We start from the raw sequence: 23,995 nt of genomic DNA, 5'->3' as shown, positions 1-23,995 counted from the left end.
ATAGAGCAAATCAAAGAATGGCGTGTTTGTAGTGCCACTCGGAAAATTTTCAACTCGTAACATGTTGTTATTTAATTATTTATAAAATTCTGTGTTAAACTTGGGTTAACGGAATGGCCAGGGCATCGGGAAAAACCTGCAACGCCCTGGTCCGGGAGGCGCTGGCCTTGTTTTTGAATCATGCCGGCACGGGACAATGGCCCAGGGAGGTCATGGAATTTCAGGGGGTAAAGGACTTTCCTCCCTTCGAGGATCACCGTAATGAATTGCCACCGCCACGGGAGGATCTTCTGGTATGAAATATCTGTTGGATACATGCGCCATCAGCGATTTCGTGCGCGGCCATCCTCATCTTCAGCCATGGCGGTCCATGAAATCGGCAATCTCCCTCAAGGCCAATCCCGCTTCGGGAATCATGGAAACCAGGGGAAAGGCATGAAACAATCCCGGCCAGATGCGCAGTTCGGCCTTTCCTCCGGCGGTTCGAATTTTTTCCGCCATGCGGACCGCATCGTCGCGGAGCATTTCCGTCCCATCGGCGAGCAGCAGCAGTGGCGGCAACCCCGTAAGATCGGCCCAAAGGGGGGAAATCCGGCCCTCACGCAAAAATTCTTCCCGGTTCCATCGCTCCCCAAGATAGATGCCCCGCATCCATTCGAGTTCTTCCAGGGTGTACAAGAGTTCGCTGGCGGCGTTTTCCGCGATGGAAGGGCCAGAAAAGGTGAAATCAAGGTGGGGAGAAATGCACACCGCCGCCGCCGGCAGGGGAAGGTTGTGCGAACGCGCTTCGAGAAGGGTGGTCGCCACCAGGTTTCCTCCCGCCGATTCCCCCGCGATCACGAGGGATTGGGGATCGATCCCCTGGGCGAGAAGCCAGCGGTACACGCTCAGACCATCTTCCACCGCCGCCGGAAATGGATGTTCCGGCGCCAACCGGTAGCCGAAGTGCAGGACTTTCCCTTGGACGACCGAAGCCAGTCGGGCGACAAAGGAGCGATGGGTCGCCAGGGAACCGTTGTAGTAGCCGCCACCGTGGAAGTACATGACGGTTCGGGATCGGGATGTCGCTTCCGGAATCACCCATTCTCCCGGAACCCCGGAGCAATCAACGGAGTGAATGCAAACGTCGCGAGGGACCTTGAGTCGCGCCATCCTTTGTTCCATTTCCTCCCGCTGCCGGGCGATGGGCTTGCGGAAGGTGGTCCCCTTGGCCGTCATTCGCCGGAGCAACCATCGGATCATACGTCCACGCAGACTCGGCATGAGTGCCTCTCGAACAAACGGGTGCGGGAGTCCGGAGGATCCGAATCGGAAGGAAAGACCCATCCTGGACTCATTCATGATTACATCACTTCATTTCAGCGACTCAGTTTTTTAAAGTGAACCCGATGGGGCTGGACCGATTCGGTGCCAAGGGTTTTTCGTTTGTAGGCTTCGTAATCCTGATAATTTCCTTCGAAGAACACCACCTTGGAATCACCCTCGAAGGCCAGGATGTGGGTGGCGATCCGGTCGAGGAACCAGCGGTCATGGGACACCACCACGGCACTTCCCGGAAATTCGTTGAGGGCGTCCTCCAGGGCGCGAAGGGTTTCGACATCAAGGTCGTTGGTCGGCTCGTCAAGCAGGAGGACATTGCCGCAATTTTTCACGATTCCCGCCAGATGTACCCGGTTGCGCTCTCCCCCGGAAAGAAACTTGACCTTCTTCTGCTGGTCCTGCCCCTTGAAGTTGAACCAGGAGACAAACGCCCGCGACGACAACTCCCTGCCGCCCAGGTTGATGTTTTCATTGCCTTCGGAGATCAATTCCCACACCGTTTTTTCGCCGTCGAGCGTGGTGCGCGACTGGTCCACATGCGACAACTTGACCGTTTCGCCAATCTCGATCGAGCCCGAATCAGGTTTTTCCGCCTGGGTCAACATGCGCAGAAAGGTCGTCTTACCCGAGCCGTTGCCGCCGATGACCCCCATGATGGCGCCTCGGGGCAGAAGAAAGGAGAGGTTTTCGATCAGAAGATTGCCGTCGAACCCCTTGGTCAGATCCTTGGCTTCCAACACGACATCCCCCAGGCGTGGTCCCGCCGGGATGAACAGACTGTTGGTTTCGCGCCGCGCCTCGCGGGATTGGGTGAGCATTGTTTCGTAGGATTTGTAGCGGGCCTTGCTTTTGGCCTGACGGGCGCGGGCCGAGGATTGGATCCATTCGAGTTCCGCCTTCAGCCGTTTCTGGCGTGATTCGTCCTCCCGTTTTTCCTGGGCCAGACGGGCCTCCTTCTGTTCCAGCCATGAAGAATAATTTCCCTTCCAGGGGATGCCCCGCCCCCGATCCAGTTCGAGGATCCACCCGGCGACATTGTCGAGAAAATACCGGTCATGGGTCACTGCCACGACCGTTCCCGGATAATCCTGAAGATAGCGTTCGAGCCAGGCGACGCTTTCGGCATCCAGATGGTTGGTCGGTTCGTCGAGCAGCAGCATGTCGGGAGCCGACAACAACAACCGGCACAAGGCGACGCGACGTTTTTCACCCCCCGACAGATGCTCGATGGCGGCATCCCATGGAGGAAGACGCAAGGCATCGGCGGCGATTTCCAATTTGCGGTCGAGGTCCCACCCATCCTGGTGATCGATTGCCTCCTGAAGGGCCGCCTGTTCCTCGATGAGACGGGTCATCTCCGCGTCATCGGTCACCTCGCCGAAACGGGCGCTGACTTCGTTGAACCGGTCGAGCAGTTCCTTGATCTTGCCGACCCCCTCTTCGACATTGCCACGCACATCCTTGGCCGGGTCGAGCTTTGGCTCCTGGGGCAGAAAACCAACCCGGATGTCCGGAGCGGGACGCGCCTCGCCGTTGAACTCAGTATCGAGGCCCGCCATGATCCGCAACAGGCTCGACTTGCCCGCCCCGTTGAGTCCCAAGACGCCGATTTTTGCCCCCGGAAGAAAGGCAAGGGTGATGTTTTCCAGGATGATCCTCTTTGGGGGGACCACCTTGGTCACATTTTTCATGGTGAAAATATAGGTATGCCTGGTCATGGAATCATCCCAAAAAAGTCAGCCAGTTTCCGTGATGGTCGTCCCGTCCCTCGACGATGTCGAAAAATCGTTTCTGAATCGCCTTGGTGACCGGACCCGCCGTTCCCTTGCCGATCGCCCGGCCATCCAGTTCCCTGATGGGGGTGATCTCGGCGGCGGTACCTGTGAAGAAGGCCTCGTCGGCGATATAGACCTCATCCCTGGGAAAACGCTGCTGCACCACCGGACATCCCATCTCCACGGCCAGGGCCATGACCGTGTCCCGGGTAATCCCGGCAAGCGCCGAATCGAGGGGTGGTGTTGTCAGGATATTGTTTTTCAACAGAAAGATATTCTCTCCCGATCCCTCGGCGACATAGCCATCGGTATCCAGCAACAGGGCCTCGTCGAAACCACAAGCCAGGGCCTCGGTCTTGGCCAGGATCGAGTTGGGATAGTTGCCGACCGTTTTGGCCCGGGTCATGGTGACGTTGGGATGGTGTCGGGTATAGGAGGAGGTTTTGACGCGAATCCCCTTCTCCATTCCCTCCTCGCCGAGATAGGCGCCCCACTCCCAGGCGGCGATGCTCGCATGCACCTTGCACTTGCCTGGATTGAGCCCCATGCTCTCCGCGCCATAGAAGACGATCGGACGCAGATAGCCCGATTGCAATCCATTGGCCCGCAAAACGTCCAGACAGGCCTGTTGCATTTCTTCCATGGACCAGGGAATCGACATTCTCATGATGTGCGCCGACTGATACAGACGATGGATGTGTTCGGGGAGACGAAACACCGCCGGACCTTTTGGGGTTGAATAACATCGGATCCCTTCGAACACGCCGCAGCCATAGTGGAGTGTGTGCGTCAGGACATGAACCTTGGCCTCCCGCCATTCCACCAGGGAACCGTCCATCCATATTTTCCCGTCTTTGTCGTGCATGAAGCTGCTCACGGTGCCATCCTTAAGAATCGAAAGGTTGTCCATTTGATAAAGCACATGCCCCATCCTCGGCGAAGACAAGGCTCTGTCCGTTGGTTTTCTGACGCAAGGGTCGGTGATCGTTGAATGCCACCCCGCCATACCCCCTTGTTGTACCACTCCTCCCCCCGCAATTCCATGAATCCCGGATTGGTACCAGACTTGCAGGTTCTTTATCAAGATCCCCGAGAACCATTCCCGAGGACAAATCCTTGGGCGGGTGTTGCAGACAGTGTGGTGCCAAGTCCCCGGAAATCGAGGGGAATAAGGAGTGAACTCATGAGCGAGGCCAGTGCCGTTTCCTCGATGCCGACCTACAGCCTGAAAAGTTTGTTTCGTGGCGGCGTTGAAGTCCATGTCCCATCGAGGCAGGATGATCCGGACCCGGAGCGATTCGAGAAAACCCTTTCCGATTTCGGCGCCATGCCCCAGGAACTGCCCTCTGCCTCCGGTTTGGAGGAAGGGGTTCAGGGGATCCGCCCCGAACCATCCGCCGAACGGATTTCCGGGCACGCCTTGTCGCAGGCGATGGTTTCCGAATCGTCTTCCCCCCAGGATGGCGTACCAGCCATGCGTCAGGCGACCTTGACCTGGCAACTGGTTTCGTCCACGACCGACATCGAACATGACGGAGATGTGGTACAAACAGCCGCCCTCCCCTTGAAGGGGTATCGAATCTATTCACAAGCGGCGCAAAAGGGAGAATGATCTTTCATAGTCGCCCCCCGTGCGGGGGCGCGGATTGAAACGAATCGGCTATGCGATCATGAATCGGGCCGATGATCGAAACATCGCGGGTTTCTGCCCGCCTTACGAAGGAGTAATCACCCATGCCTGCCCACCGCGTCGATCCCGACCGCATGTTTTTCGATCTTCTCGAAGGATTGGTCCGCGAAGCCCGGACGGAACGTTTGGAGTGCGCGGCGATGATGTTGAAATCGTTGATTTCCGCCCTCAGATTTCATGATACCGGTTCCGTTCCTCCCGGTTTTCTGACCGTGGAAGGTTGGTTTGGCCTTCTCAACCATTGGGAAGGGGTCTTGAAGTCGTCCCAGAAACGTCAGATTCACTATTCCATGTCGTTTCTCAAGGAAGCGCTCAAGAAACCCGAACTCAGGGTTCCTCCGATGTCACCGCTCCTGACGGAACTGGTTACCCTCATGGAAACCCATTCGCAACACCAGGAATCCAGGGAAGCGGCCTGACGATAAAATTTTTCGTGCGGGTGGATGCATGTCGGATCGACCGTTTTTACGGCGTTTAAGACGTGTTATTGTAGGGGCCATTCGGAGGGCCGTCGCTCCTTGATGCCCCAGCCCCACCAAGGGCTTGGCCAATAACACGGATGAGACCATGGAAGTGGGAAGCAAACCGGATCTGGTTGGCAGACGTTCGGCCCCTGCGGCATCGAAGCGGCCACAACCTTTTTTTCCGGTACCAAGTCACGCCCCCGTCTGGCGGGTCCTGCGTTCCTCCATCGTTCGCGGTGAGGGGGTCATTCGCATTACCGGCGCCGAAGGCTCCGGAAAAACCCTGTTCCTCTACCGTCTCCAGGGAATTCTTCCCGAAAACCGGGACATGGCTCTGTTCACGGAACCGGACAACAATACGATCCGTTTCATGGAACAGTTGATCCGCGCCCTGGATCCCGATTGGGAGTCACAGTCTCCAGATGGCGTGCCCACGATCGACGACCTTCTTGAAGCCCTGGAAAAACGGGTCTGGATGGGTAAGAAGCTGCTCATCGCCATCGACCGGGCCCATCAACTGACTCCCGAAAACGCCTCTTTGCTGGAGCAGGCAGTCCGGTTTTCCTCGCGCGATATTCGCCCGGTTCAGGTGCTTTTGTGCGGCTCCCATGAATTGATTCCCCTCCTGGACACCTCGTTCTACCGTCCGTTGGGACGTCTGATCATCGGCTCCGGAGAGGTAACCCCCCTGACCCGCTCCGAGGTATGGGACTACATCCATTTTCATCTGAAGAAAAATTGGGGGGATCATTATCGGGTCTCCTGGTTGGCCTGGGTCGAAATCTTTTCCCGCAGCCAGGGGTATCCCGGAAAAATCAACGAGGCGCTCAATCAGGTTGCGGCGCTTCTCAAGGTTCGACCGCAAAAAATCATCAGCCGGTCCCTGGTACGCAACGCCCTGGACGGAAGAGGCGGCGAGGTCGATGATCATCGTTCGCCCCTCGTGGTATGGGTACCGGTCCTGGTCCTTTTCGCCGCCATTGGCTGGTCGGCCAGCCACTACATCTTTAGTCTTCTCGAAAATCGCGTCGGGGATTCGGAACAGAAAGTGACCGAGGCCGTCTCCCTGAAGGAGGTTCTGGAACAACCCGAGCCTGCCGTCAAGGAGGAATCGCCGAACCTCACCACCAAGACGGGTTCCGGAGGAACACCCTCCCGGATTCTCTACAGTCCTGTCACTCCCCCCGAACCCTCCAAGGCCAGCAAGCCCGAGGAACCCTGGGTCCCGAGGGAACGTAGAAATGTCTCCGGATCCGGTCCGGGGACATCCGAACTTTCGTCGGGAGAAGTCCGCCCGACCCGACCTGGACCGGACCCGGCCAGGTCCATCGAGGAACAAAAAGCGGAAAAGAGATTGATCGAGTCCCCCTTTCCTTCCCCCGCCGCTGCCCCCATTCGTGAGAAAACCGTGAGCGAGGGGACAGGTGACACTGCCGTCAAACCCGACAGGGCAGACCGTGGCGCAACGGCGGACAAGGAGCAAAAAGCGGAAAAGTCGGTTTCTTCTCCAGCCGCCGACGCCGATCCGGGTATTCCCGCGGTCTCTCCGGTTTCAAAGGAGAGACCGTCCACGGGCACGACGCCTCCTCCGCTTGCTTCCGCCCTGGTTCCGCCCCGTCCGCAACCGGTGGTGATGGATGGCGACGGAAAAAAGAACCGCTCCCAGGGGGCGGCCCGGGGTTCCGAACCGGTCACAACGCCAACGGAAGGCCATCCTCTGGCCAAACCGGCGGCAAAGGGTGGTGAAGTCCCTGTTCCTTCACCCCAGTTGGTTCAGACGACGGTTCCGGTTCCGGATCCCCGCTTTGTCGTGGCGGCATCTCCAGATGTCGCCAAAGGTGGCGCCACGGCGATCGATCCCATTGGCAGCAGCGTGGCGGCCCTCATCGAGGGAAGCGGAAACACGCTTGAATCCGCAACCTCTGCCCCGCCGGTCACCGTTCCCACCCCGTTGAGAAAACGTCCGGTCGTCATCGCCTCCCGTGGAAAACACCCCCCTGACAACACCGTCGCCGCGACAACGGCCAATCCGCGGCCTTCAGCGAAGTCCGACAAGAAAACAGCGGAAAACGGCCCGGCATCAACGGTCATGAACCCGCGTCTTTCCGGGAATGCCCAGTCGTCATCCACCACGCCTGGACCCGATTCTGGAAAGGGAGGATCGGAAAACGGACATTCCGAGGGCGCTCCGTCCCTGGTCAGCGAGGAAAACCTGCGTTCCGCCGGACAACTGTTTGTTGTCCAGACCGGTTCTTTCCTGAATCGGGAAAACGCCGAGCGACTGGCCGCAACCATGGCGCAAAAGGGTTTGGATCCCTATGTTCATCTGCTGGTCAAGGAGAACAAGAAGTGGTTTTCCGTTCGCGTCAACTATCGCGACAGCAAGACGGCCATGCGCATGGCGGAACAGGTACGCAAGGATGTTGGATTACCCACACAGGTCATCGACCTCTTTTATGAATGATCCACGATGTCCTTCCTGTCCCATACTCTTCGCCACCCATGCCCTTTCCTGAAGTGGTCCGAGCCATGACCATCTTGCGACGACTGTTTCATGCACTGCGTATCGTTGTGTTGCTTGGAATCGGAGGTGTTCTTTTTCATCCTGCGGTGGGAGAGGCGGTGGAAATCGACCATCTCGATGTCGATCATGACAAAGGACGCTATATGATTCAGGCCGAGGTCATCGTGTCCTTGCCGCTGCATCAGGTCCACGAGGGAATCATTGATGTGGAACATCTGGAACACCTGAGTTCAGATATTCTCGACAGCCGTCTCATCGAGAAAAAGTCAAACAACAGATTACTGGCCCGGATGAATCTACGTTCCTGCATCCTGGTCTTTTGCCTGGAACGGACGCTGACGCAAACGGTTCTTGTCAAGGGGCGGGAAATTGCGTTCGTGATCACCCCGGCCAAGAGCGGATTTCGTTCAGGTTGGGTACGGTGGAAACTTTTGGACAACGGTCAGGGAACACGGGTTCGTTATACTTCGGAACTTGTTCCGGACTTTTGGGTTCCACCGATGATCGGGCCGTTTCTGCTGGCGGGGAAATTCCGCGACAATACGGTCGAGGTCATGGAACGACTGGAACGCCGCTTTGCCCCGGAACAAACGCCGCGGGAATAGCGGTCCAATCGCAGAACCCGCGAAAAGACCAGGACAAGAGTGCGCGTCTTAAGCGGTTTCTCGCAAAAACAAGAAAGACCTGACCCCAGGCAGCCTATTATCGTAAGAAATTAAAATCAGGTCGTTTAGTCTACTGAGCATAACAGCATGCCATGGATCGATCATGCCAAAACGTGTTTCTAAGATTCGATAATTGAATTATCGAATCTTATATTTCGTCCAGCAATTCCAGAATCCGCGCCACAGCCACCTTGGCCCCATCGCATCGGGGCAGAGGTCGGGGGGCAAGAGAAAAAAGTGACGTAATCGCGTCATGCCATTGACCCGATGAAAACAGGTCGGCGCCAATTTCACTCGCTCGTGAATGGCTGGACAGCCACTGGCAAATCGGCTCCTCGTCGGGAAACCATCCACGACGTACATAGAGCAACGGTATGCCTCGTGCCGCCGTCTCGATGGCGGTACCATAGCCTGGCTTCCCGACCACCATGTCCACCGAGGCCTGAATGTCCTCGAAGGGCCAGTCCGAAAGCTCGGGGGTCCCGTGGACATGCCCCTCGGGATGGGACGACACGGTTTCCTTGAACAACCAATGATAGCGGGTCTCCAGGACAATCTTTCCAATGGGCACCGTCTGACTTGGCATCCCCCCAAGATTGATCATGATCAGAGGACGGTCGTCCTTCCGAGAAATTCCCAGCGTCCGTCTCAATTCATCCCGTCGTCCGCGCGCCTGGGAAACCAGGGGGGGAATGACCGCGTATCGTGGAAAGGTGTCGCCGAGAATCGCCGGTTCCGGGTGAAGAGCCAAGGTGGTCCTGGAATAGGTTTCCCGCATTCTCCGCCACCATTCGCGTACCTCGGCATCCTCCAAGGAAAAACACCCCTTCAGGATATGGTCCCAACTCAACGAAGCGATGGCGACACTGGGAATCCCCAGCCGGTAAGCCGCGGCAATGGTCACGCACGGTATGTCCACAATCACCAGGTCCGCCGACCAGAACCGCAACCGCTCCATTTCCGCCGTGACCCGCCCTTCCCAGTCCCGCTGGAGGCGTTCATAACAGATCCGCGTCGCTGCAAGATTTGCTACCATCGGGTCCGATTGCACCAGTCCGATGTCGCGCGCCCCAAAATCGAAAAAATGCGGCACCTGGATAAAGTTACGGACCACCCCCTCATCCAGATGACCCGCAACGACAATCCGACGCCCGGAAACCATGGGTCCCAGTCGATTGAGGATCGGCGCCACTTGCGACAGGTGCCCGAAGCCATGTCCCGAAACCGCGCAATAGACAGCGTTTTTCATGCGTTTCAATCCGCGCCCCCGCACGGGGGGCGACATTTTTGATAATGAATATCCACCAAACTCGACAGGTTCTCTGGATCCGTCCCCGCTCATGCCCCTTTTTCCACCACGGCGGTCCAGAGACGTCCCTTCCTTGAGAGTTGAATCAGGGAATGACCATTGACGGCACACCATGCCGGAAGATCGTTTTTAAATCCGGGATCGGTGGCCAGAATCCGCATGCGATCCCCCTGGCGCAATCCCGCCATCGCCTGATCGCTCCTGAGAATGGGCATGGGACACAACAGATCCCGCGCATCGACCTCCACAACCGCTTCAGACATGCCATTGATCCGGGATTTCATGGGCTGGAAGCGGCGTGACCGTCACATCCTCGATCACTCCCGCCCAATCGATACGCATCTCCACGGTATCCCACTCCTTTCCCTTGCTGTAGCGGGCAGCGATACGGCAGGCCAACAGCCGATCCTCACGGTTGGAAACATCGCCTTCCATCAATGTCAAAGGACCTCCGACCGATCGCGTTTGAATCACGACCCGCCCTTTGCGAAATCCCGACAAAAAAAGATTCTCCGTCTGGTCCCTGCCGACGATCAGTTTGAAATGCGGCGCCGGGCGAAGATGACGTCCCGCTTTCAACAACAGGATGTCTTCCATCGAATAGTCCCTCTGGTCGCGCCATGTCCAGAGATCCCGCAACTTGCGGGCATAATTTTCATCGGTCAAAAAGCAGCATCCCCCGGCGGGACTTGGATAATCCTCGATGCCAAAGCTTTTGGCAAGCGCCATCTGTGGCTTGCGTCCCCGCCCCGAAAAGCCCAGCAACCGTCCCCGATCGACCCATCCCCGCTTTTCGGGTTCCGTTTCGGGCATGCGCAGGGCCGTCAGCGGTCGCAACAACCATCCTGCCACCCCCGCCTCCCGGTCGATGACCGGAAAGGTGTCGCGACGTTGGCTCATGGGCCGTTGTCCCAATACCTCTCCGGTGAAAATAAAATGATAGTTCAATGTGTTTGCCATCTCCCAGGCCTTGGCGACCATGAAAATCTTGCAGTCGAGGCAGGGATTGAGATTTTTCCCATAGCCATGTTTCGGGTCGGTGACGATACGGACATAATCGGCGGAAATATCGACCAGATGAAGTTTGATCCCCAGAGTTTGGGCGGCATGCAGGGCGTCATGCCGCGGTGGTGGCGCCCCTTCCCGCGGATTGCGCACGGCTCCGGTATGGGACTGGATGCAAAATCCAGTATGGAAATTGACACACGCCACCTCGATTCCCTGCTCCAGCAACACCCGGGCCGCAAGGGTGCTGTCCAATCCCCCCGATAACAGCCCCAGTGCCCGAACCGGACCCCGACCCGTCGCGAATGTGCCATCCTTCATTGGTTGTTCAGCCATTCCGCAGCCTTGGTCGCATGATAGGTGAGAATGATGTCGGCTCCAGCCCTTTTGAAGCCGGTCAAGGTTTCCAGAACGACCCTTTGTTCATCGATCCATCCCCGTTCGGCTGCCGCCTTGATCATGGCATATTCGCCGCTGACACTGTACACGGCGAGTGGCAGATCGATGTTCTGCCGCAGCATGGCAAGGATATCCATGTAGGCCAGGCCCGGCTTGACCATGATCATGTCGGCCCCCTCGTCCACATCCAACTGGGCCTCGATCATCGCCTCGCGCCGATTGGCCGGATCCATCTGATAGGTCCGACGGTCGCTGAAGGAAGGGGTGTTTTCGGCGGCGTCGCGAAAGGGGCCGTACCAGGCCGAAGCATACTTGACGGCGTAGGAAAGAATGGCAACCCGGGAAAACCCTTCTCCATCGAGGGCATCCCGGATCGCCGCCACCATGCCGTCCATCATTCCCGACGGAGCCACGATGTCGGCCCCCGCCTGGGCCTGGGCCACGGCGGTGCGCCCCAGGAGTTCCAGGGTTTCGTCATTGGCGATCCCCCCATGGCGCACCGGACCACAATGGCCATGATCGGTGTACTCGCACAGACAGGTGTCGGCAAGGATCGTCATTTCGGGAAACGAATCGCGCAGCGCCATGAGCGCCCGTTGCACGATGCCGGTCTGGCTCCAGGCCTCGGAACCCAAGGCATCCTTCATCTCCGGGATGCCAAACAACAGGACCCCACCCACCCCCCGTTCGATCCCCTCCTTCGCCTCGACCACGGCCTGATCCACCGAAACCTGATGCACCCCAGGCATCGAACGCACCGGCTTTCTCAGACCGGTTCCCGGAATGATGAACATCGGCTGGATCAGATCATGGGGATCCAGATGGGTTTCGCGTACCAGTCGGCGGATTCCCTCGTTGAGGCGCAGTCTTCGGGGACGGCGAATGGGAATGGGGGGGGTGGACATGATCCGGTCTCGTCGGGTTGAAAATCGATGGGACATGACGCAACGACCGCCAAAAAAGAAAATCGGGATGCGTCATGCGTTTTCTTTCGGTGACTCTTAGACTAACATTGCCATTCGACTTGAGCCAATGGAACTTCTTGTCGAATGAATACCCCGAATCGTACTCCTGCCTTGCAGGCTGTCAACGGAAACAGGCCGGGAAAGAATGGTCCATGACACAGTTAATCGGCGATCGTCTGGTGGTGATGGGGCGGACGGATGTCGGGTGTGTACGCACACTCAACGAAGACTGCTATGCCATCGATCCTCGGGTTGGGCTTCTCCTCGTTGCCGATGGCATGGGAGGGCACGAGGCGGGGGAAGTCGCCAGTGCCAGGGTCATCGAGCTGGTTCGGGAAAACCTTGCCAAAACCCTCGCGCCTCCGCCTCGCCCCGTCCAGGAATCCTGTCTCCGTCTCCCCAGCGGACATGATCCCGACGAGCCTACCTTGGACGATCTTCCAAACCCCGTCTTCCAGATGGTACGCAAGGCCATTCACGCCGCCAATGCCGATGTCAACCTGGTCAACCGTGACAAGGGGTTCGAGAACGGTACCGGAATGGGAACGACCGTCGTCGGACTCTGGCTTCCCGACTTCAGCGATACCCCCGTCGTGTTCCACGTCGGCGACAGCCGCCTCTATCGATTTCATGCCCGCAAACTCATTCAGGTCACCCGGGACCATTCCATGTACCAGCAGTGGCTTTCCATGGGAAAAAAAGGGCCACGACCATCGCAGAACATACTCCTCCAGGCCATTGGACCGGCACGAAATCTTACTCCAGACATCCATTTTCAGGAAATGGTCGAAGGAGACGTGATTCTGCTGTGTTCCGACGGGCTCTACGGAATGGTCGGCCAGGACCGGATCGCGGAAATTCTGGCCAGGGCCACCCCTTCCAACCTTGAAGAAATTTCCACCGAACTGATTTCCATGGCCAAGGCAGGGGGAGGAAAGGACAACATCACATTGATCGTCGGCCTCTGTATCCGATAATCGGAGTCAACGACGGCCATGCACTCAGCAATGGCGTTCATGCCGCATGGAAAACGCCGCGGCAGCACATCAGCAATCGGGAGAGGGAGGTACCCATGAGGGTGTCGAAGCGACTGGCCATCATGTTTGCCGATATTGCCGGCAGTACAAAGCTCTATGAAACCGTTGGCGATGCCAAGGCGCGAGAGTTGACCTCGAAATGCATCACGCTCCTGGCCGACATCACCCGTGAATATCAAGGAACGGTCATCAAAACCATCGGCGATGAAGTGATGTGTACCTTTCCCACCGCCGATCGCGCCGCCGAGGCTGCGGTCCGCATGCAGGAGAACGTCGAGGAAAACCAGCATGAGTGGGAAACCCGCTTGCGCATCCGCATCGGATTCCACTTTGGCGATGTCCTTGAGGAAAACGGCGATGTCTTTGGTGACGCGGTCAACCTTGCCGCCCGGATGGCGGCCCAGTCCAAGGCGGATCAGATCATCACCACCGGCGAAACCCTCGACATCATGAGTCCCCACCTCGGCGCCGACGGTCGGGAATTGATCCGAACCCAGGTCAAGGGAAAGTCGGAACCAATCCGCATCTGCGAATTGACCTGGGGCGAGGAGGAAGAACTGACCATCATGGGCGGGGGCCATACCGAGGCGCCGTCCTTGACCGGCGAGGCGATCAAGGCGGTCTTCCAACGCAAGGAGGTGATCGTGAACACCGCCTCCGGTCCCGTCAGCATGGGACGCGGCAAGGACAACACCTTCATCGTTCCCGACACCATGTCTTCACGAAACCATGCCAAGATCGAGTTGCGGCGTGGCCGGACCTATCTGATCGATCAAAGCACCAATGGCACCTTCGTCCTGACCACCACCGGTGAAAAATACCTGGTCCATCGGGATGAACATATCCTGTCGGGACGAGGGGTCATCGGCCTTGGGCGCGAAGTCACCGCGACCGATCCCCTTGCGGTCCATTTCATGCCCGCCGACTGATCCCGACGGTCGTGCCGATGATAACAGCCACGGCATCGACCCCGAGAGGCTCACAGATAATGCAACAGGCGCACCAGCCCCTCCGTTCCCGTGTGAAATGTAGGCAGGTGCTGATTTTCGTTGGGCGAATGCGGGCGGGAATCGGACAATCCAAAACCGATGAGCAGGGTATCCATGCCGAAAAGTTCCTTGATCTTGGCGACGATGGGAATGGTCCCTCCTTCGCCGACACGGTAGGTCTCATGGCAAAAGCTTTCGCTCAATGCCCTTCTTGCCGCCACGAACGAAGGCAGGTCGTCCGAAAAACGGATTCCGGGACTGCCGCCGTGGGGACGATGAATTTCCACCTGGACCCACGGCGGGGCGATCCCCTTGAAAAACGCCATGGTCTTTTCCGCGATTTCCTCGGGTGACTGATCGGGAACAAGGCGCATGGAAAGCTTGGCATGGGCCTTGGATGGCAGAACGGTCTTGGATCCCGGACCGGTGAAACCGCCCCACATGCCATTGATTTCGAACGTCGGACGATGCCAGAGGCATTCGTGGATGGAATATCCGCGTTCATGCCAGGAATGGGTGACACCGACCTCCTTCAGAAATTGTTGCGCATCGAAGGGCAGCTCCTGAACCTGGCGGCGCAGGGATGGCGGGCATTCGGCGACCCGATCATAGAAGCCGGGAATCAGGATCCGCCCGTGTTCATCCTTGACCGCGGCCAACATTCGGGCCATGACCTCCAACGGATTGGCGATGGCGCCGCCGAAACTTCCCGAATGCAGATCGCATTGCGCCCCGGTCACGGTCATTTCCAGGCGGGTCAGACCCCTGAGCGACGTGGTGATCGCCGGCATCCCCTCGGCCCACATGGAAGAATCGGAAATGATCGCCAGATCGGCCTGCAACAGATCACGCTGCGACACGAGAAAAGGGTCCAGGTGGGGACTGCCGATCTCCTCCTCCCCTTCGATCAGGAAAACGACATTGACCGGAAGGTTGCCCGTGGCGGCGAGAATCGCCTCCACCGCCTTGATGTGCATGAAAATCTGCCCTTTGTCATCCGTCGCGCCGCGGGCGAAGACCCGATCCTGTTCGATGTGCGGGGCAAAAGGAGGGTGACGCCACAGTTCGAGGGGATCGACGGGTTGCACGTCATAATGGCCATAAATCAATACGGTCGGTCGATCGGGCCGTTGACGCCAGGCGGCGGTGACGACCGGCGGTCCTTCGATTTCATGGAGGGTGATCTCTTCCAGTCCCGCCTGTTCGAGCAGCCCCGCCGTATGTCGGGCACAGGCGACCAGGTCGGGAGCGTGGTGCGGCAGGCTGGAGATGGAAGGAAATTCGAGGTAACGGCACAACTGATCCTCATGATGCCGTCGTCTGGACCGCAGATGATGCAACGAAGATTCAATGCCCATGATCATTCCTGTTCGCCGGGAAGCACATCCTTGGGATGCCGCACCCAAAGGACGCTGCCACACCCCGGGGCCAGTTTGGACCAATCTTCGGGAAGATTCAACAGAACCATCGTTGCCGTCTTGATGCATTCCCCTTCTCCGGAACCGTCCCCCTTCCCTTCGGAGTCGTGTACGCGCCCGCCAAGGTAGGAAAAAAGAAATTCCAATCCCGGATTGTGCCCTACCAGAAGCGTCAGGTCCGATTCGGGCGGAACCCGGGCCAACACGCCAAGCAGGTCGCCCAGGTCGGCATTGTAGATGGCAGGATTCCAAACGATGTCCTTTTCCGTCAGCCCCAGGGCGTGACATACCATGAAGGTTGTCTGCCGCGCCCGCTCCGCGGGGCTGCTGACGACGTGACCGGGGCGGTGGCCCTGGGAATGCAACCAGTTTCCCATGCGCGGGGCATCTCTCAGTCCCCGATTGGTCAGAGGACGTTGAAAATCGGAAAGCCCGGGATGATCCCAGGAGGATTTGGCGTGACGCATGATCAAAAGCTGTCGGGACATGGCAATGACCTGAAACATCCTGGAGGAATGGGTGGGGATGAATGAGGGCATTCAGAGTTTCATTAACTCGATTATCGCTACTTGTCCGTAAATTTGAATTACGGTAACAAGAATGACGTAACCCTCGTTTCTCGACCAGTGACCTGTCGAAACTTGTTTCAATGACCGATTCGACGACCGGTTCCCCTGTTTCAAACCATTATATGGAATTTACACAAACAATTCATGGTTTATTTTTTCATCTGTTTTTCTTTCCTCGCCAGGACACAGCCCCCCCTTTTCTTGCAGCATTTCCAGATTCAGTACCTGAATCTGCCGATGATGCATGCGGATGATCTTCTTGCGTTCGAACTCGCCCAGAACGCGCGACAACGTTTCCGGGGTGATTGATAACAGGGAGGCGAGAACCTGCTTGGGAACCTCCAGTTGAATCACATGATGCCTGTATGGATCGTGTGGCAATTGTTCCATCAGGTATCGCGCGACGCGACTCTGAGCGTTACGCAGACAGCCATTGCCGATATGTCCCAAATGCTGGTTCAATTTTTGACTCATCTGCCCAAGAAGGTTCAGGCAGAGCGCGGGAGACTCGATCAAAATCCGCCGAAACAAGGCCGCATCGATGGAAATCACGCGCGATGGTTGCAGCATCTGCGCCGAAACAAGGTAACTTTTTCTGTCCAGGAACATGAGTGCCGTGGCGAAGGTTTCTCCCGGACGGATGATGTTGACCGTCTTTTCATACCCGATTTCGGAACTCAATCCGAGTTTGACAAGACCTTCGTGCAAAAAGAAAAAGTGGGTGAACGGCTGTCCCTGGTGAAACAGGAAATGGTTCCTGGCCACATCCCGACAGCAGATACCCGTCCTGAGTCGGTTCCACTGTTCGGCGGAAAGGGGGGCAAACAACATCGAATTCTGTAGGATTCTTTCGATCTGCATGAACGTGACTCCTTATTTTTCACATTCTTGAACGTACCAGTCCTTTCTTGGATTTTTCCCTGAACCAAGATTTCCGCAAAGACCAGGAAAGAGAACAACCTTGCCCACGATTTGTCCATTTTCACGACTTGCTTTCAAGCAGGAAAAATGGCCGTCAATTGATCTGGATCAATTTTCTGACAACTGAAACGTGCGATTCTGACTCGTCCCTGAATGGATTCTGTGATAGAGTATAATTCATGTGATTGAAATGTCCATTTTTTTGCAATGATTGTTCGAAAATTGTTTAATTTTTTGTATAATCATAACTAAAATAGATTAATTTATCAATATTCTATTATTATTTTCTAGCCAACTCCAACAATGAGTCGGCGGAGAAGTTGCCGATTTCGGCATCATTTTCTAAGGACGAAAAAGGAGCAGTCATGTCCAGTATTGTTTCTCGACGCAATTTTTTGAAGGTAGCCGCCACCACGGGGCTGGGCGTCCTGATGGATCCGATCGATCTGTTCGCCCAGTATCGATCTCTTTCTCCGGTGGTGGTGGACAATCCACTCAAGGCCTATCCGAATCGGGACTGGGAGCGTCTTTATCGTGATATTTTCAAGCACGACAGCACCTTTGTCTTCATGTGCTGCCCCAACGATACCCACAATTGCCTGCTCAACGCCTTCGTCAAGAACGATGTGGTCGTCCGCATCGAACCGACCTATGGCTATGGCAAGGCGACGGATCTCCATGGCAATCCATCGAGCCATCGCTGGGATCCCCGCTGTTGCCAGAAGGGATTGGTCCTGGCCCGTCGGTTCTATGGCGACCGCAGGGTCAATGGGGCCTTTTTGCGCAAGGGGTTCAAGGAGTGGGTGGACAAGGGGTTTCCACGCGATCCGAAAACAGGGGCCGCGCCGCGGGAATTGATGAACCGGGGTTGGGATTCCTGGGTCAAGGTGCCGCACGCGGTCGCTCATGAGTATCATGCCAAGACTCTGATGAACGTCGCCATGACCTACTCGGGCAAGGAAGGGGCAAAGAGGCTCCTGGCCCAGGGATACGACCCCGACATGGTGGAACAGGTCGGAGAGGCGGGTACGCGGGTCATGAAACATCGGGGCGGCATGGCCAAACAGGGAATCGCCCGCATTTTCGGCGCCTTCCGCTTTGGCAACAGCATGGCCCTGCTCGATTCCCACATCCGCGGCGTCTCGCCCGAGGATGCGAAGGGATCGGGCTCCTGGGACTCCTACACGTTCCACACCGACCTTCCCCCCGGCCATCCGATGGTCACCGGCGATCAGACCAATGATTTTGAATTGTTCGACACGGAAAATGCCAATGTCGTCGTCGCCTGGGGGATCAACTGGATTTCCACCAAGATGCCCGACAGTCACTGGCTGACCGAGGCCCGTCTCAAGGGGGCCAGGACGGTTGCCGTCACGGTGGAATACTCCTCGACCGCCTCCAAGTGCGATGATGTGGTGGTGATCCGTCCGGGGACCGATCCCGCCTTTGCGCTGGGGCTTGCCCAGGTGATGATGTCGGGCAAGATGTACAACGAAAAATTCGTCAAGAATCTTACCGACCTGCCCACCCTGGTTCGAATGGACACCCTCGACCGTCTGGCGGCCAAGGATGTCTTCCCCAATCATGTCGAGCAACCTCTGGACAACTGGACCTCGGTCATTGCCAAGGACCAGAAGACACCTCCCACCCCCAAACAGAACGGGGTACAGATCCCTGAAAAACTGAAGGGGGAGTTCGGTGAATTCGTGATGTGGGATGCGGCCCAGAAAAAACCGGTTGCCGTTTCTCATGACGATCTTGGGACCCACTTCGAGGCCCTCGGCATCGATCCGGCCCTGGAAGGGACCTTCGACATCACCCTGGCCGATGGCAAGACCGTCAAGGCGCGCACCGTCTTCGACCTGACCCGGGAATACCTCGATGCCAATCTGACGCCGGCGCAATGTTCAAAAATCACCTGGGCCCCCGAATCGGCCATCACGAGCCTTGCCAGGACCATCGCCGAAAGCAAGGGGCGCACCCTGATCGCCTGCGGCATGGGACCGAACCAATTCTGGAACAACGACAACAAGGACCGGGCCCTTTTCCTCGTTCTGGCCCTTGCGGGAAGCCTGGGAAATCATGGTGGCAACATTGGCAGTTATGCCGGAAACTATAAAAACACCCTGTTTTCCGGTGTCCCCAAGTTTATCCTGGAAGATCCTTTCAATCCTCAGCCCGACCCCACGGGAGAGGTCAAGGTCAAGCTCTACCTGCGTCCCGAATCGATGCATTACTGGGCCAATGGCGAACGGATCATGAAGGGGGGCAACAAGAAGATCACCACGGGGGCCCATACGCCAACCCCGACCAAGGTCATCTGGCAGGTCAATTCAAACTCCTCCCTGGGCAACCAGAAGGGGTTCTATGACGTGGTGTTCAACACCCTGCCCAAGGCGGAATTGGTGGTCTACAATGAATGGTGGTGGACCGCTTCCTGTGAATTCAGCGACATCGTTTATGGCGTCGATTCCTGGATGGAGTTCAAGTTCCCCGACCTGACCGGTTCCAACACCAATCCCTTCCTGCAACCCTATCCCGTCACCCCGATGCGGCGGACGTACCAGACGATCTCGGACAACGAGACCTACCTGGGTGTTGCCCGGGCGTTGACGGCCATGACGGGTGAAAAGCGGTTCGAGGAGATGTGGAAGTTCGTGGCCGAAAAAGATGTCAACGTGTATCTCCAGAGGGTTCTCGATTTTTCCGCACCGCTCAAGGGATACCGGATGGAGGAGATCCTGAAACTTGGCGATCAGGGGATTCCCTGTCTGTTCAACACCCGGACCTATCCGCGCATCAATAGTTACGAGCAGGTCAACGAGTCCAAACCCTGGCATACCCGGACGGGACGGTTGGAATTCTATCGTCCGGAGATCGAGTTCATCGAAGCGGGAGAAAACCTGATCGTCCATCGGGAACCGTCGGACGCCACCTTTTTCGAGCCGTGCGCCATTCTTGCGGTCCCCCATCCGGCGATCAAGCCCAAGACTCCGGAAGATTGGGGCATCCCTGCCAATCAAAAGGATCACATCACGCGGCAGATGCGCAATACCGCCATGGACGGCAAAACCCTTCTGGAGAGCAGGCATCCTCTTCGGGACAAGGGGTGGGATCATGTGTTTCACACGCCGAAATACCGTCATGGCGCCCATACGATGCCGACCGATACCGACTACATGGCGGTTTTGTTCGGTCCGTTCGGCGACATGACGCGGCAGGACAAGCGGATGCCGAGCGTTGGGGAAATGTATGTGGATATTCATCCCGAGGATGCCCGCTCCATGGGAATCGCCGATGGCGACTATGTATGGATCGACGGTGATCCCAACGATCTGCCCTTCCGCGGCTGGCAGGATGCCAAACGCAAGGAGGAGTACAAGGTGGCGCGGTTGATGGCGCGGGCGCGTTATTATCCGGGGACGCCCAAGGGGGTTACCCGCATGTGGTTCAACTCGTACATGGCGGTTCCGAGCACGGTCAAGGCGCATGAAACCCGGCCCGATGGTCTGGCCAAGAGTGCCGAGACCAATTTCCAGGCTTCATTCCGTTACGGTGGGCACCAAAGCCTGACCCGGAGCTGGCTGAAACCGACCCATCAAACCCACACCCTTATCACGCGCAAATCGTGGACCAACGAAGTGACCAAGGGGATGAACGTCGATGTCCATTGCGTCACCAGCGCCCCGCGTGAATCGATCGCCAAATTTGCCAAGGCGGAGGATGGCGGCATGAACGGCAAGGGATTGTGGCGCCCCGTTTCCATGGGTTTGCGTCCCGGTTCGGAGAGTGAAATTCTCAAACAATACCTCAAGGGTGGATTCGTCAAGGTCACAAAGGCCTAATGGGAGATAGAAATGGCTAAAGTTTATAACTGGCAGCTTGGTCGGGAGATGGAATATCCCCATGAGGGAGTCCGACCGGCCAAACAGTTTGGAATGGTCCTCGATACCAACAAGTGTATTTCGTGCCAGACCTGCACGGTCGCCTGCAAGACCACCTGGACGCCGGGACGGGGTCAGGAGACCATGTTCTGGAACAATGTCGAATCCAAACCCTATGGCTACTATCCTCTGGGATGGGATGTCAAAATATTGGACAAACTCGGGGTCCAGGATGCCGGCGGCGCGGTATATCAGGGCAAGACCCTGTTCGATGCCGCTCCGGACGGGGAACGGATCCTCGGTTATCTTCCGGAAGATGCCGACTATGCCCATCCCAATATTGGCGAAGACGATTCCGCCGGTCTCATGACCCAGGGAATCCATCTGACCCTGCCGCACATGCAATGGATGTATTATCTGCCACGCATCTGCAATCATTGCACGTACCCTGCGTGTCTGGCCTCCTGCTCACGCAATTCCATCTACAAACGACCGGAAGATGGCATTGTGCTGATCGATCAGACCCGGTGTCGCGGCTATCGGGAATGCGTCAAGGGGTGTCCCTACAAGAAGCCGTTCTTCAACAGCAATACCCGGACCTCGGAGAAATGCGTCGGGTGTTATCCGGCGATCGAGGGGGGACGGCAGACGCAATGCACGATCACCTGCATCGGCAAGATTCGCATGCAGGGGTTCATCAGTACCCCCGAGCAGGCGCGCGAGGACAATCCTTTGGATTACATCGTCCACATCGCCAAGATCGGGCGTCCGTTGTATCCCCAGTTCGGACTGGAACCCAACACCTACTATATTCCGCCCATTCACGTCCCGCCCGCCTATCTTTACCAGATGTTTGGTTTCGGCGTGGAACAGGCGATCGCCGGATACCGCAAGGCCAAGGACGATCCCAAATTGTTGGGGGCGTTGTTGTTGTTCGGCGCCTGCAAGGAGATCATTCACCATTACAAGGTGGATGGGGGGTTGGCGATGGGATTCGATGAAAAAGGGACGGAACTGGTTCGCGTTCCGCTGGTCGAGCCGATCCATGTCCGGGCGGCGCACGACGAAAAGTTCCAGGCTTTCCGTACCAATATCACGTAAGTGAGGCGCGACAATGAGAGTGAACACGCAGATTCAAACTGTTCTGGCCACGGCGACCCTGATGGCGGTCGTGACCCCCTTATGGGCCGCCGATCCGGTTCTGGTCGCCGCCAAGGTCGATGGTACCGCCCCGCTGGGTGATCCGGCGGGTGGTTACTGGAATTCCGCGAAGCCGGTGGAAGTGGCCATGGAGGCCCAGACCACCGTGGCCCCGGCCCAACCCGTGGTCACGGTCACCAAACTCAACGTTCGGGCAGTGCAAAACGGCAAATTTCTCGGTTTGTTGCTCGAATGGCGCGATGGCTCCGCCGACAATCTTCTGGTCACCGATGGCTTCGGTGACCAGGTTGCGGTAGAATTTCCCATCGACTATAAGAAGGACGACCTGCCCAACATCATGATGGGCGAGACGGGCAAGCCGGTGTCGATCTGGCAATGGCGCGCCCCCCTGCAACACGACAAGGACAAGGGAAAACCGACGACACGGCAGCTTTATCCCAACTCCAATTACGATCTTTATCCCGACCAGGTGCTTCCCGCCGAAACGTCGGTCCTCTATACCGGGGCGCATGGTTTGGGCAATCCTGTCAGTGAAGGGAAAAGGTCGGCGGTCATGGAAATGGTGGCGGAAGGATTCGGCACTCTGACCCATGTCGGCGATCAACAACGGGTGGATGGCGGTGGTGTGCATCAAGGTGGTGTGTGGCGTGTCGCCATGACCTATCCGCTTGGGGCCGAATCAGGCATTCAGCTCGCGCCGGGAGGTGAAACCGCGGTCGGGTTCGCGGTTTGGGATGGCGGCAACAAGGATGTTGGATCCCGCAAGGCCTGGGCGGCCACATGGTTGCCCTTGCAACTGACTCAATAACCGAAGGATGGCCATGAACGATCACCAGGATGTCTCGCAACAACCCTTGGTTACGTCGCTCCGACGTGTCGCGCTGTACCGCACGTTGGCGAGGGGGTTTTTCTACCCTTCGGGTGAGGTGTGCATGGCCCTGGAGAAGCTGTTTACCGACCTGATGGCCACCGATTTTGGCTGGCCATCGGGTCTGGCTCCATTGACGCTTCAATGTGCCGAAGCGTTCCGCAAGGCGGATCGGAGCGAATTGGAAGGGGAGTATTTTCGTCTTTTCGGTCCTGCCGCCAAGGCGCCCCCCATCGAAACCGCCTATGGCAACGCCTATCGTCTCCTGGGAAAGGCGGCAAACATTTCCGACATCTCCGGTTTCTATCATGCCTTCGGCGTCAAGGCTCCGGGAATGGATGCGGGGACGAGGGAAAACATGTCCGAGGACCATCTGGCGATGGAACTGGAATTCATGAGCCTGCTGAACGCCAAGGAGTCGTTGGCGATTCATGAGGAATGGCAGGAGGAACTGGAAATCACCCGCGATGCCATGGTCAAATTTTTGCGGGAACATCTGGGGGCGTGGCTGGAACCGTGGCACCGGCAGTTGATGGAAGCCAACCCCCATGAATTCTATGCCCATTTGGCCACCACCCTGCTGGCGATGGTTCAGAGTGACCTTGACCGTCTGGGGATCCAGCCGGAAAAGCTGACCGAACGGGCTATCGATACCGAGGTCGGGGGCGACGAATTGATCTGTCCCATGGCGGCACCGGCATCTCCGGAATGATGGCGAGTAACGTTACGATGCTCGACTGGGGGATTGCCCCCAGGGTTTTGATTTTGTTTTTGACTTTGTTTTTTTACGCGCCATTTCACCCGAAGCGAATTTCCTCGTGGTTTTTGCGGAAATTCGCGTAAGACGCGCCTCTTGGCCTGTCCTTCTTCGCGTTTTTTGCGAAGGAAGACAGACCCTTTGCAGGTTGTAAGGCCTGAAAACTTGCAGTGCGTCCCGATCTTTTCGCAAAAACCGCGAAAAGATCGGGACCAAGGCGCGCGCCTGCGCAAAAAAAAAAAAAAAATCACGCGGGAATCTTGCTTCGGGTGAAA

Annotated in this window: 21 protein-coding genes; 11 read left to right on the top strand and 10 right to left on the bottom strand. The window is 57.2% G+C overall.

Annotated elements, in window-relative coordinates:
* Window positions 1–113 precede the first annotated feature (113 nt).
* A complete protein-coding gene (locus HQL76_15890; protein ID MBF0110651.1) occupies window positions 114–299 on the top strand; it encodes a hypothetical protein in 186 nt (61 codons plus the stop codon).
* A 55-nt stretch (window positions 300–354) separates the two neighbouring features.
* On the opposite strand, the gene HQL76_15885 is transcribed toward HQL76_15890, so the two are convergent.
* The 3 genes from HQL76_15885 to HQL76_15875 form a co-directional block, all read right to left on the bottom strand.
* On the bottom strand, window positions 355–1,263 hold the full coding sequence (locus HQL76_15885; GenBank protein ID MBF0110650.1) for an alpha/beta hydrolase: 909 nt from the start codon (window positions 1,261–1,263) through the stop codon (window positions 355–357).
* 95 nt (window positions 1,264–1,358) lie between these two features.
* Window positions 1,359–3,038, bottom strand: coding sequence for an energy-dependent translational throttle protein EttA (gene ettA / locus HQL76_15880; GenBank protein ID MBF0110649.1), 1,680 nt, complete (start codon window positions 3,036–3,038; stop codon window positions 1,359–1,361).
* Between the two features lie 4 nt (window positions 3,039–3,042).
* On the bottom strand, window positions 3,043–3,960 hold the full coding sequence (locus HQL76_15875; protein MBF0110648.1) for a branched-chain amino acid transaminase: 918 nt from the start codon (window positions 3,958–3,960) through the stop codon (window positions 3,043–3,045).
* A 318-nt stretch (window positions 3,961–4,278) separates the two neighbouring features.
* Here HQL76_15875 and HQL76_15870 point away from each other — a divergent pair, with 318 nt between their 5' ends.
* The 4 genes from HQL76_15870 to HQL76_15855 all read left to right on the top strand — a co-directional run bounded on the left by HQL76_15870 (window position 4,279) and on the right by HQL76_15855 (window position 8,378).
* A complete protein-coding gene (locus HQL76_15870) occupies window positions 4,279–4,707 on the top strand; it encodes a hypothetical protein (GenBank protein MBF0110647.1) in 429 nt (142 codons plus the stop codon).
* A gap of 122 nt (window positions 4,708–4,829) precedes the next feature.
* Window positions 4,830–5,204 (top strand): hypothetical protein, encoded by a 375-nt coding sequence (locus HQL76_15865; GenBank protein MBF0110646.1) that lies wholly within the window; start codon window positions 4,830–4,832, stop codon window positions 5,202–5,204.
* Window positions 5,205–5,352: 148 nt separating this feature from the next.
* A complete protein-coding gene (locus HQL76_15860) occupies window positions 5,353–7,713 on the top strand; it encodes an SPOR domain-containing protein (GenBank protein MBF0110645.1) in 2,361 nt (786 codons plus the stop codon).
* Window positions 7,714–7,778: 65 nt separating this feature from the next.
* Window positions 7,779–8,378 (top strand): hypothetical protein, encoded by a 600-nt coding sequence (locus HQL76_15855; GenBank protein MBF0110644.1) that lies wholly within the window; start codon window positions 7,779–7,781, stop codon window positions 8,376–8,378.
* Between the two features lie 208 nt (window positions 8,379–8,586).
* Here the strand turns inward: HQL76_15855 and HQL76_15850 are convergent, their stop codons facing one another.
* From HQL76_15850 to hemB, 4 genes are all read right to left on the bottom strand, one after another.
* The gene (locus HQL76_15850; protein ID MBF0110643.1) at window positions 8,587–9,687 is read right to left on the bottom strand and encodes a hypothetical protein; all 1,101 of its coding nucleotides are present in this window, start codon (window positions 9,685–9,687) and stop codon (window positions 8,587–8,589) included.
* A gap of 89 nt (window positions 9,688–9,776) precedes the next feature.
* Window positions 9,777–10,010 carry a sulfurtransferase TusA family protein gene (locus HQL76_15845; GenBank protein ID MBF0110642.1) on the bottom strand — a complete coding sequence of 78 codons (234 nt, stop codon included), beginning with the start codon at window positions 10,008–10,010 and terminating at the stop codon, window positions 9,777–9,779.
* Window positions 10,003–11,073, bottom strand: coding sequence for a tRNA (5-methylaminomethyl-2-thiouridylate)-methyltransferase (locus HQL76_15840; GenBank protein MBF0110641.1), 1,071 nt, complete (start codon window positions 11,071–11,073; stop codon window positions 10,003–10,005). The genes HQL76_15845 and HQL76_15840 overlap by 8 nt, the downstream gene beginning before the upstream one ends.
* Window positions 11,070–12,056 carry a porphobilinogen synthase gene (gene hemB / locus HQL76_15835; protein ID MBF0110640.1) on the bottom strand — a complete coding sequence of 329 codons (987 nt, stop codon included), beginning with the start codon at window positions 12,054–12,056 and terminating at the stop codon, window positions 11,070–11,072. Before hemB ends, HQL76_15840 begins: the two co-directional genes overlap by 4 nt.
* A 212-nt stretch (window positions 12,057–12,268) precedes the next feature.
* On the opposite strand from hemB, the gene HQL76_15830 reads away from it, so the two are divergent.
* Complete coding sequence (locus HQL76_15830) at window positions 12,269–13,093, top strand: serine/threonine-protein phosphatase (protein MBF0110639.1); 825 nt, start codon at window positions 12,269–12,271, stop codon at window positions 13,091–13,093.
* A gap of 95 nt (window positions 13,094–13,188) precedes the next feature.
* Entirely contained in the window at window positions 13,189–14,082 is an 894-nt protein-coding gene (locus HQL76_15825; GenBank protein ID MBF0110638.1) for an adenylate/guanylate cyclase domain-containing protein, read from the top strand.
* 50 nt (window positions 14,083–14,132) lie between these two features.
* Here the strand turns inward: HQL76_15825 and HQL76_15820 are convergent, their stop codons facing one another.
* From HQL76_15820 to HQL76_15810, 3 genes are all read right to left on the bottom strand, one after another.
* Window positions 14,133–15,500, bottom strand: coding sequence for a dipeptidase (locus HQL76_15820; GenBank protein ID MBF0110637.1), 1,368 nt, complete (start codon window positions 15,498–15,500; stop codon window positions 14,133–14,135).
* A gap of 2 nt (window positions 15,501–15,502) precedes the next feature.
* Window positions 15,503–16,048, bottom strand: coding sequence for a histidine phosphatase family protein (locus tag HQL76_15815; GenBank protein ID MBF0110636.1), 546 nt, complete (start codon window positions 16,046–16,048; stop codon window positions 15,503–15,505).
* 210 nt (window positions 16,049–16,258) lie between these two features.
* Complete coding sequence (locus tag HQL76_15810; protein MBF0110635.1) at window positions 16,259–16,990, bottom strand: Crp/Fnr family transcriptional regulator; 732 nt, start codon at window positions 16,988–16,990, stop codon at window positions 16,259–16,261.
* Between the two features lie 425 nt (window positions 16,991–17,415).
* Between HQL76_15810 and HQL76_15805 the strand changes: the two genes are divergently transcribed.
* The 4 genes from HQL76_15805 to HQL76_15790 are packed head-to-tail and all read left to right on the top strand — an operon-like array spanning window position 17,416 to window position 23,675.
* Entirely contained in the window at window positions 17,416–20,895 is a 3,480-nt protein-coding gene (locus HQL76_15805; protein ID MBF0110634.1) for a molybdopterin-dependent oxidoreductase, read from the top strand.
* A 12-nt stretch (window positions 20,896–20,907) separates the two neighbouring features.
* Window positions 20,908–22,035, top strand: a complete 1,128-nt coding sequence (locus HQL76_15800) for a dehydrogenase (protein ID MBF0110633.1) — start codon at window positions 20,908–20,910, stop codon at window positions 22,033–22,035.
* Between the two features lie 13 nt (window positions 22,036–22,048).
* Window positions 22,049–22,903: a hypothetical protein gene (locus tag HQL76_15795; protein MBF0110632.1), complete on the top strand. Its 855-nt coding sequence runs from the start codon at window positions 22,049–22,051 to the stop codon at window positions 22,901–22,903.
* A 13-nt stretch (window positions 22,904–22,916) separates the two neighbouring features.
* Complete coding sequence (locus HQL76_15790; GenBank protein MBF0110631.1) at window positions 22,917–23,675, top strand: molecular chaperone TorD family protein; 759 nt, start codon at window positions 22,917–22,919, stop codon at window positions 23,673–23,675.
* Window positions 23,676–23,995 lie beyond the last annotated feature (320 nt).

The sequence above is a fragment of the Magnetococcales bacterium genome, assembly GCA_015228815.1.
GTDB lineage: Bacteria > Pseudomonadota > Magnetococcia > Magnetococcales > UBA8363 > UBA8363.
This window is presented reverse-complemented; position numbering and strand designations above follow the sequence as displayed.

Coding starts and splice junctions, on each gene's coding strand:
- HQL76_15890 (MBF0110651.1), top strand. CDS start 114: ATGGCCAGGGCATCGGGAAAAACCTGCAACGCCCTGGTCCGGGAGGCG.
- HQL76_15885 (MBF0110650.1), bottom strand. CDS start 1,263: ATGCCGAGTCTGCGTGGACGTATGATCCGATGGTTGCTCCGGCGAATG.
- ettA (MBF0110649.1), bottom strand. CDS start 3,038: ATGACCAGGCATACCTATATTTTCACCATGAAAAATGTGACCAAGGTG.
- HQL76_15875 (MBF0110648.1), bottom strand. CDS start 3,960: ATGCACGACAAAGACGGGAAAATATGGATGGACGGTTCCCTGGTGGAA.
- HQL76_15870 (MBF0110647.1), top strand. CDS start 4,279: ATGAGCGAGGCCAGTGCCGTTTCCTCGATGCCGACCTACAGCCTGAAA.
- HQL76_15865 (MBF0110646.1), top strand. CDS start 4,830: ATGCCTGCCCACCGCGTCGATCCCGACCGCATGTTTTTCGATCTTCTC.
- HQL76_15860 (MBF0110645.1), top strand. CDS start 5,353: ATGGAAGTGGGAAGCAAACCGGATCTGGTTGGCAGACGTTCGGCCCCT.
- HQL76_15855 (MBF0110644.1), top strand. CDS start 7,779: ATGACCATCTTGCGACGACTGTTTCATGCACTGCGTATCGTTGTGTTG.
- HQL76_15850 (MBF0110643.1), bottom strand. CDS start 9,687: ATGAAAAACGCTGTCTATTGCGCGGTTTCGGGACATGGCTTCGGGCAC.
- HQL76_15845 (MBF0110642.1), bottom strand. CDS start 10,010: ATGTCTGAAGCGGTTGTGGAGGTCGATGCGCGGGATCTGTTGTGTCCC.
- HQL76_15840 (MBF0110641.1), bottom strand. CDS start 11,073: ATGAAGGATGGCACATTCGCGACGGGTCGGGGTCCGGTTCGGGCACTG.
- hemB (MBF0110640.1), bottom strand. CDS start 12,056: ATGTCCACCCCCCCCATTCCCATTCGCCGTCCCCGAAGACTGCGCCTC.
- HQL76_15830 (MBF0110639.1), top strand. CDS start 12,269: ATGACACAGTTAATCGGCGATCGTCTGGTGGTGATGGGGCGGACGGAT.
- HQL76_15825 (MBF0110638.1), top strand. CDS start 13,189: ATGAGGGTGTCGAAGCGACTGGCCATCATGTTTGCCGATATTGCCGGC.
- HQL76_15820 (MBF0110637.1), bottom strand. CDS start 15,500: ATGGGCATTGAATCTTCGTTGCATCATCTGCGGTCCAGACGACGGCAT.
- HQL76_15815 (MBF0110636.1), bottom strand. CDS start 16,048: ATGTCCCGACAGCTTTTGATCATGCGTCACGCCAAATCCTCCTGGGAT.
- HQL76_15810 (MBF0110635.1), bottom strand. CDS start 16,990: ATGCAGATCGAAAGAATCCTACAGAATTCGATGTTGTTTGCCCCCCTT.
- HQL76_15805 (MBF0110634.1), top strand. CDS start 17,416: ATGTCCAGTATTGTTTCTCGACGCAATTTTTTGAAGGTAGCCGCCACC.
- HQL76_15800 (MBF0110633.1), top strand. CDS start 20,908: ATGGCTAAAGTTTATAACTGGCAGCTTGGTCGGGAGATGGAATATCCC.
- HQL76_15795 (MBF0110632.1), top strand. CDS start 22,049: ATGAGAGTGAACACGCAGATTCAAACTGTTCTGGCCACGGCGACCCTG.
- HQL76_15790 (MBF0110631.1), top strand. CDS start 22,917: ATGAACGATCACCAGGATGTCTCGCAACAACCCTTGGTTACGTCGCTC.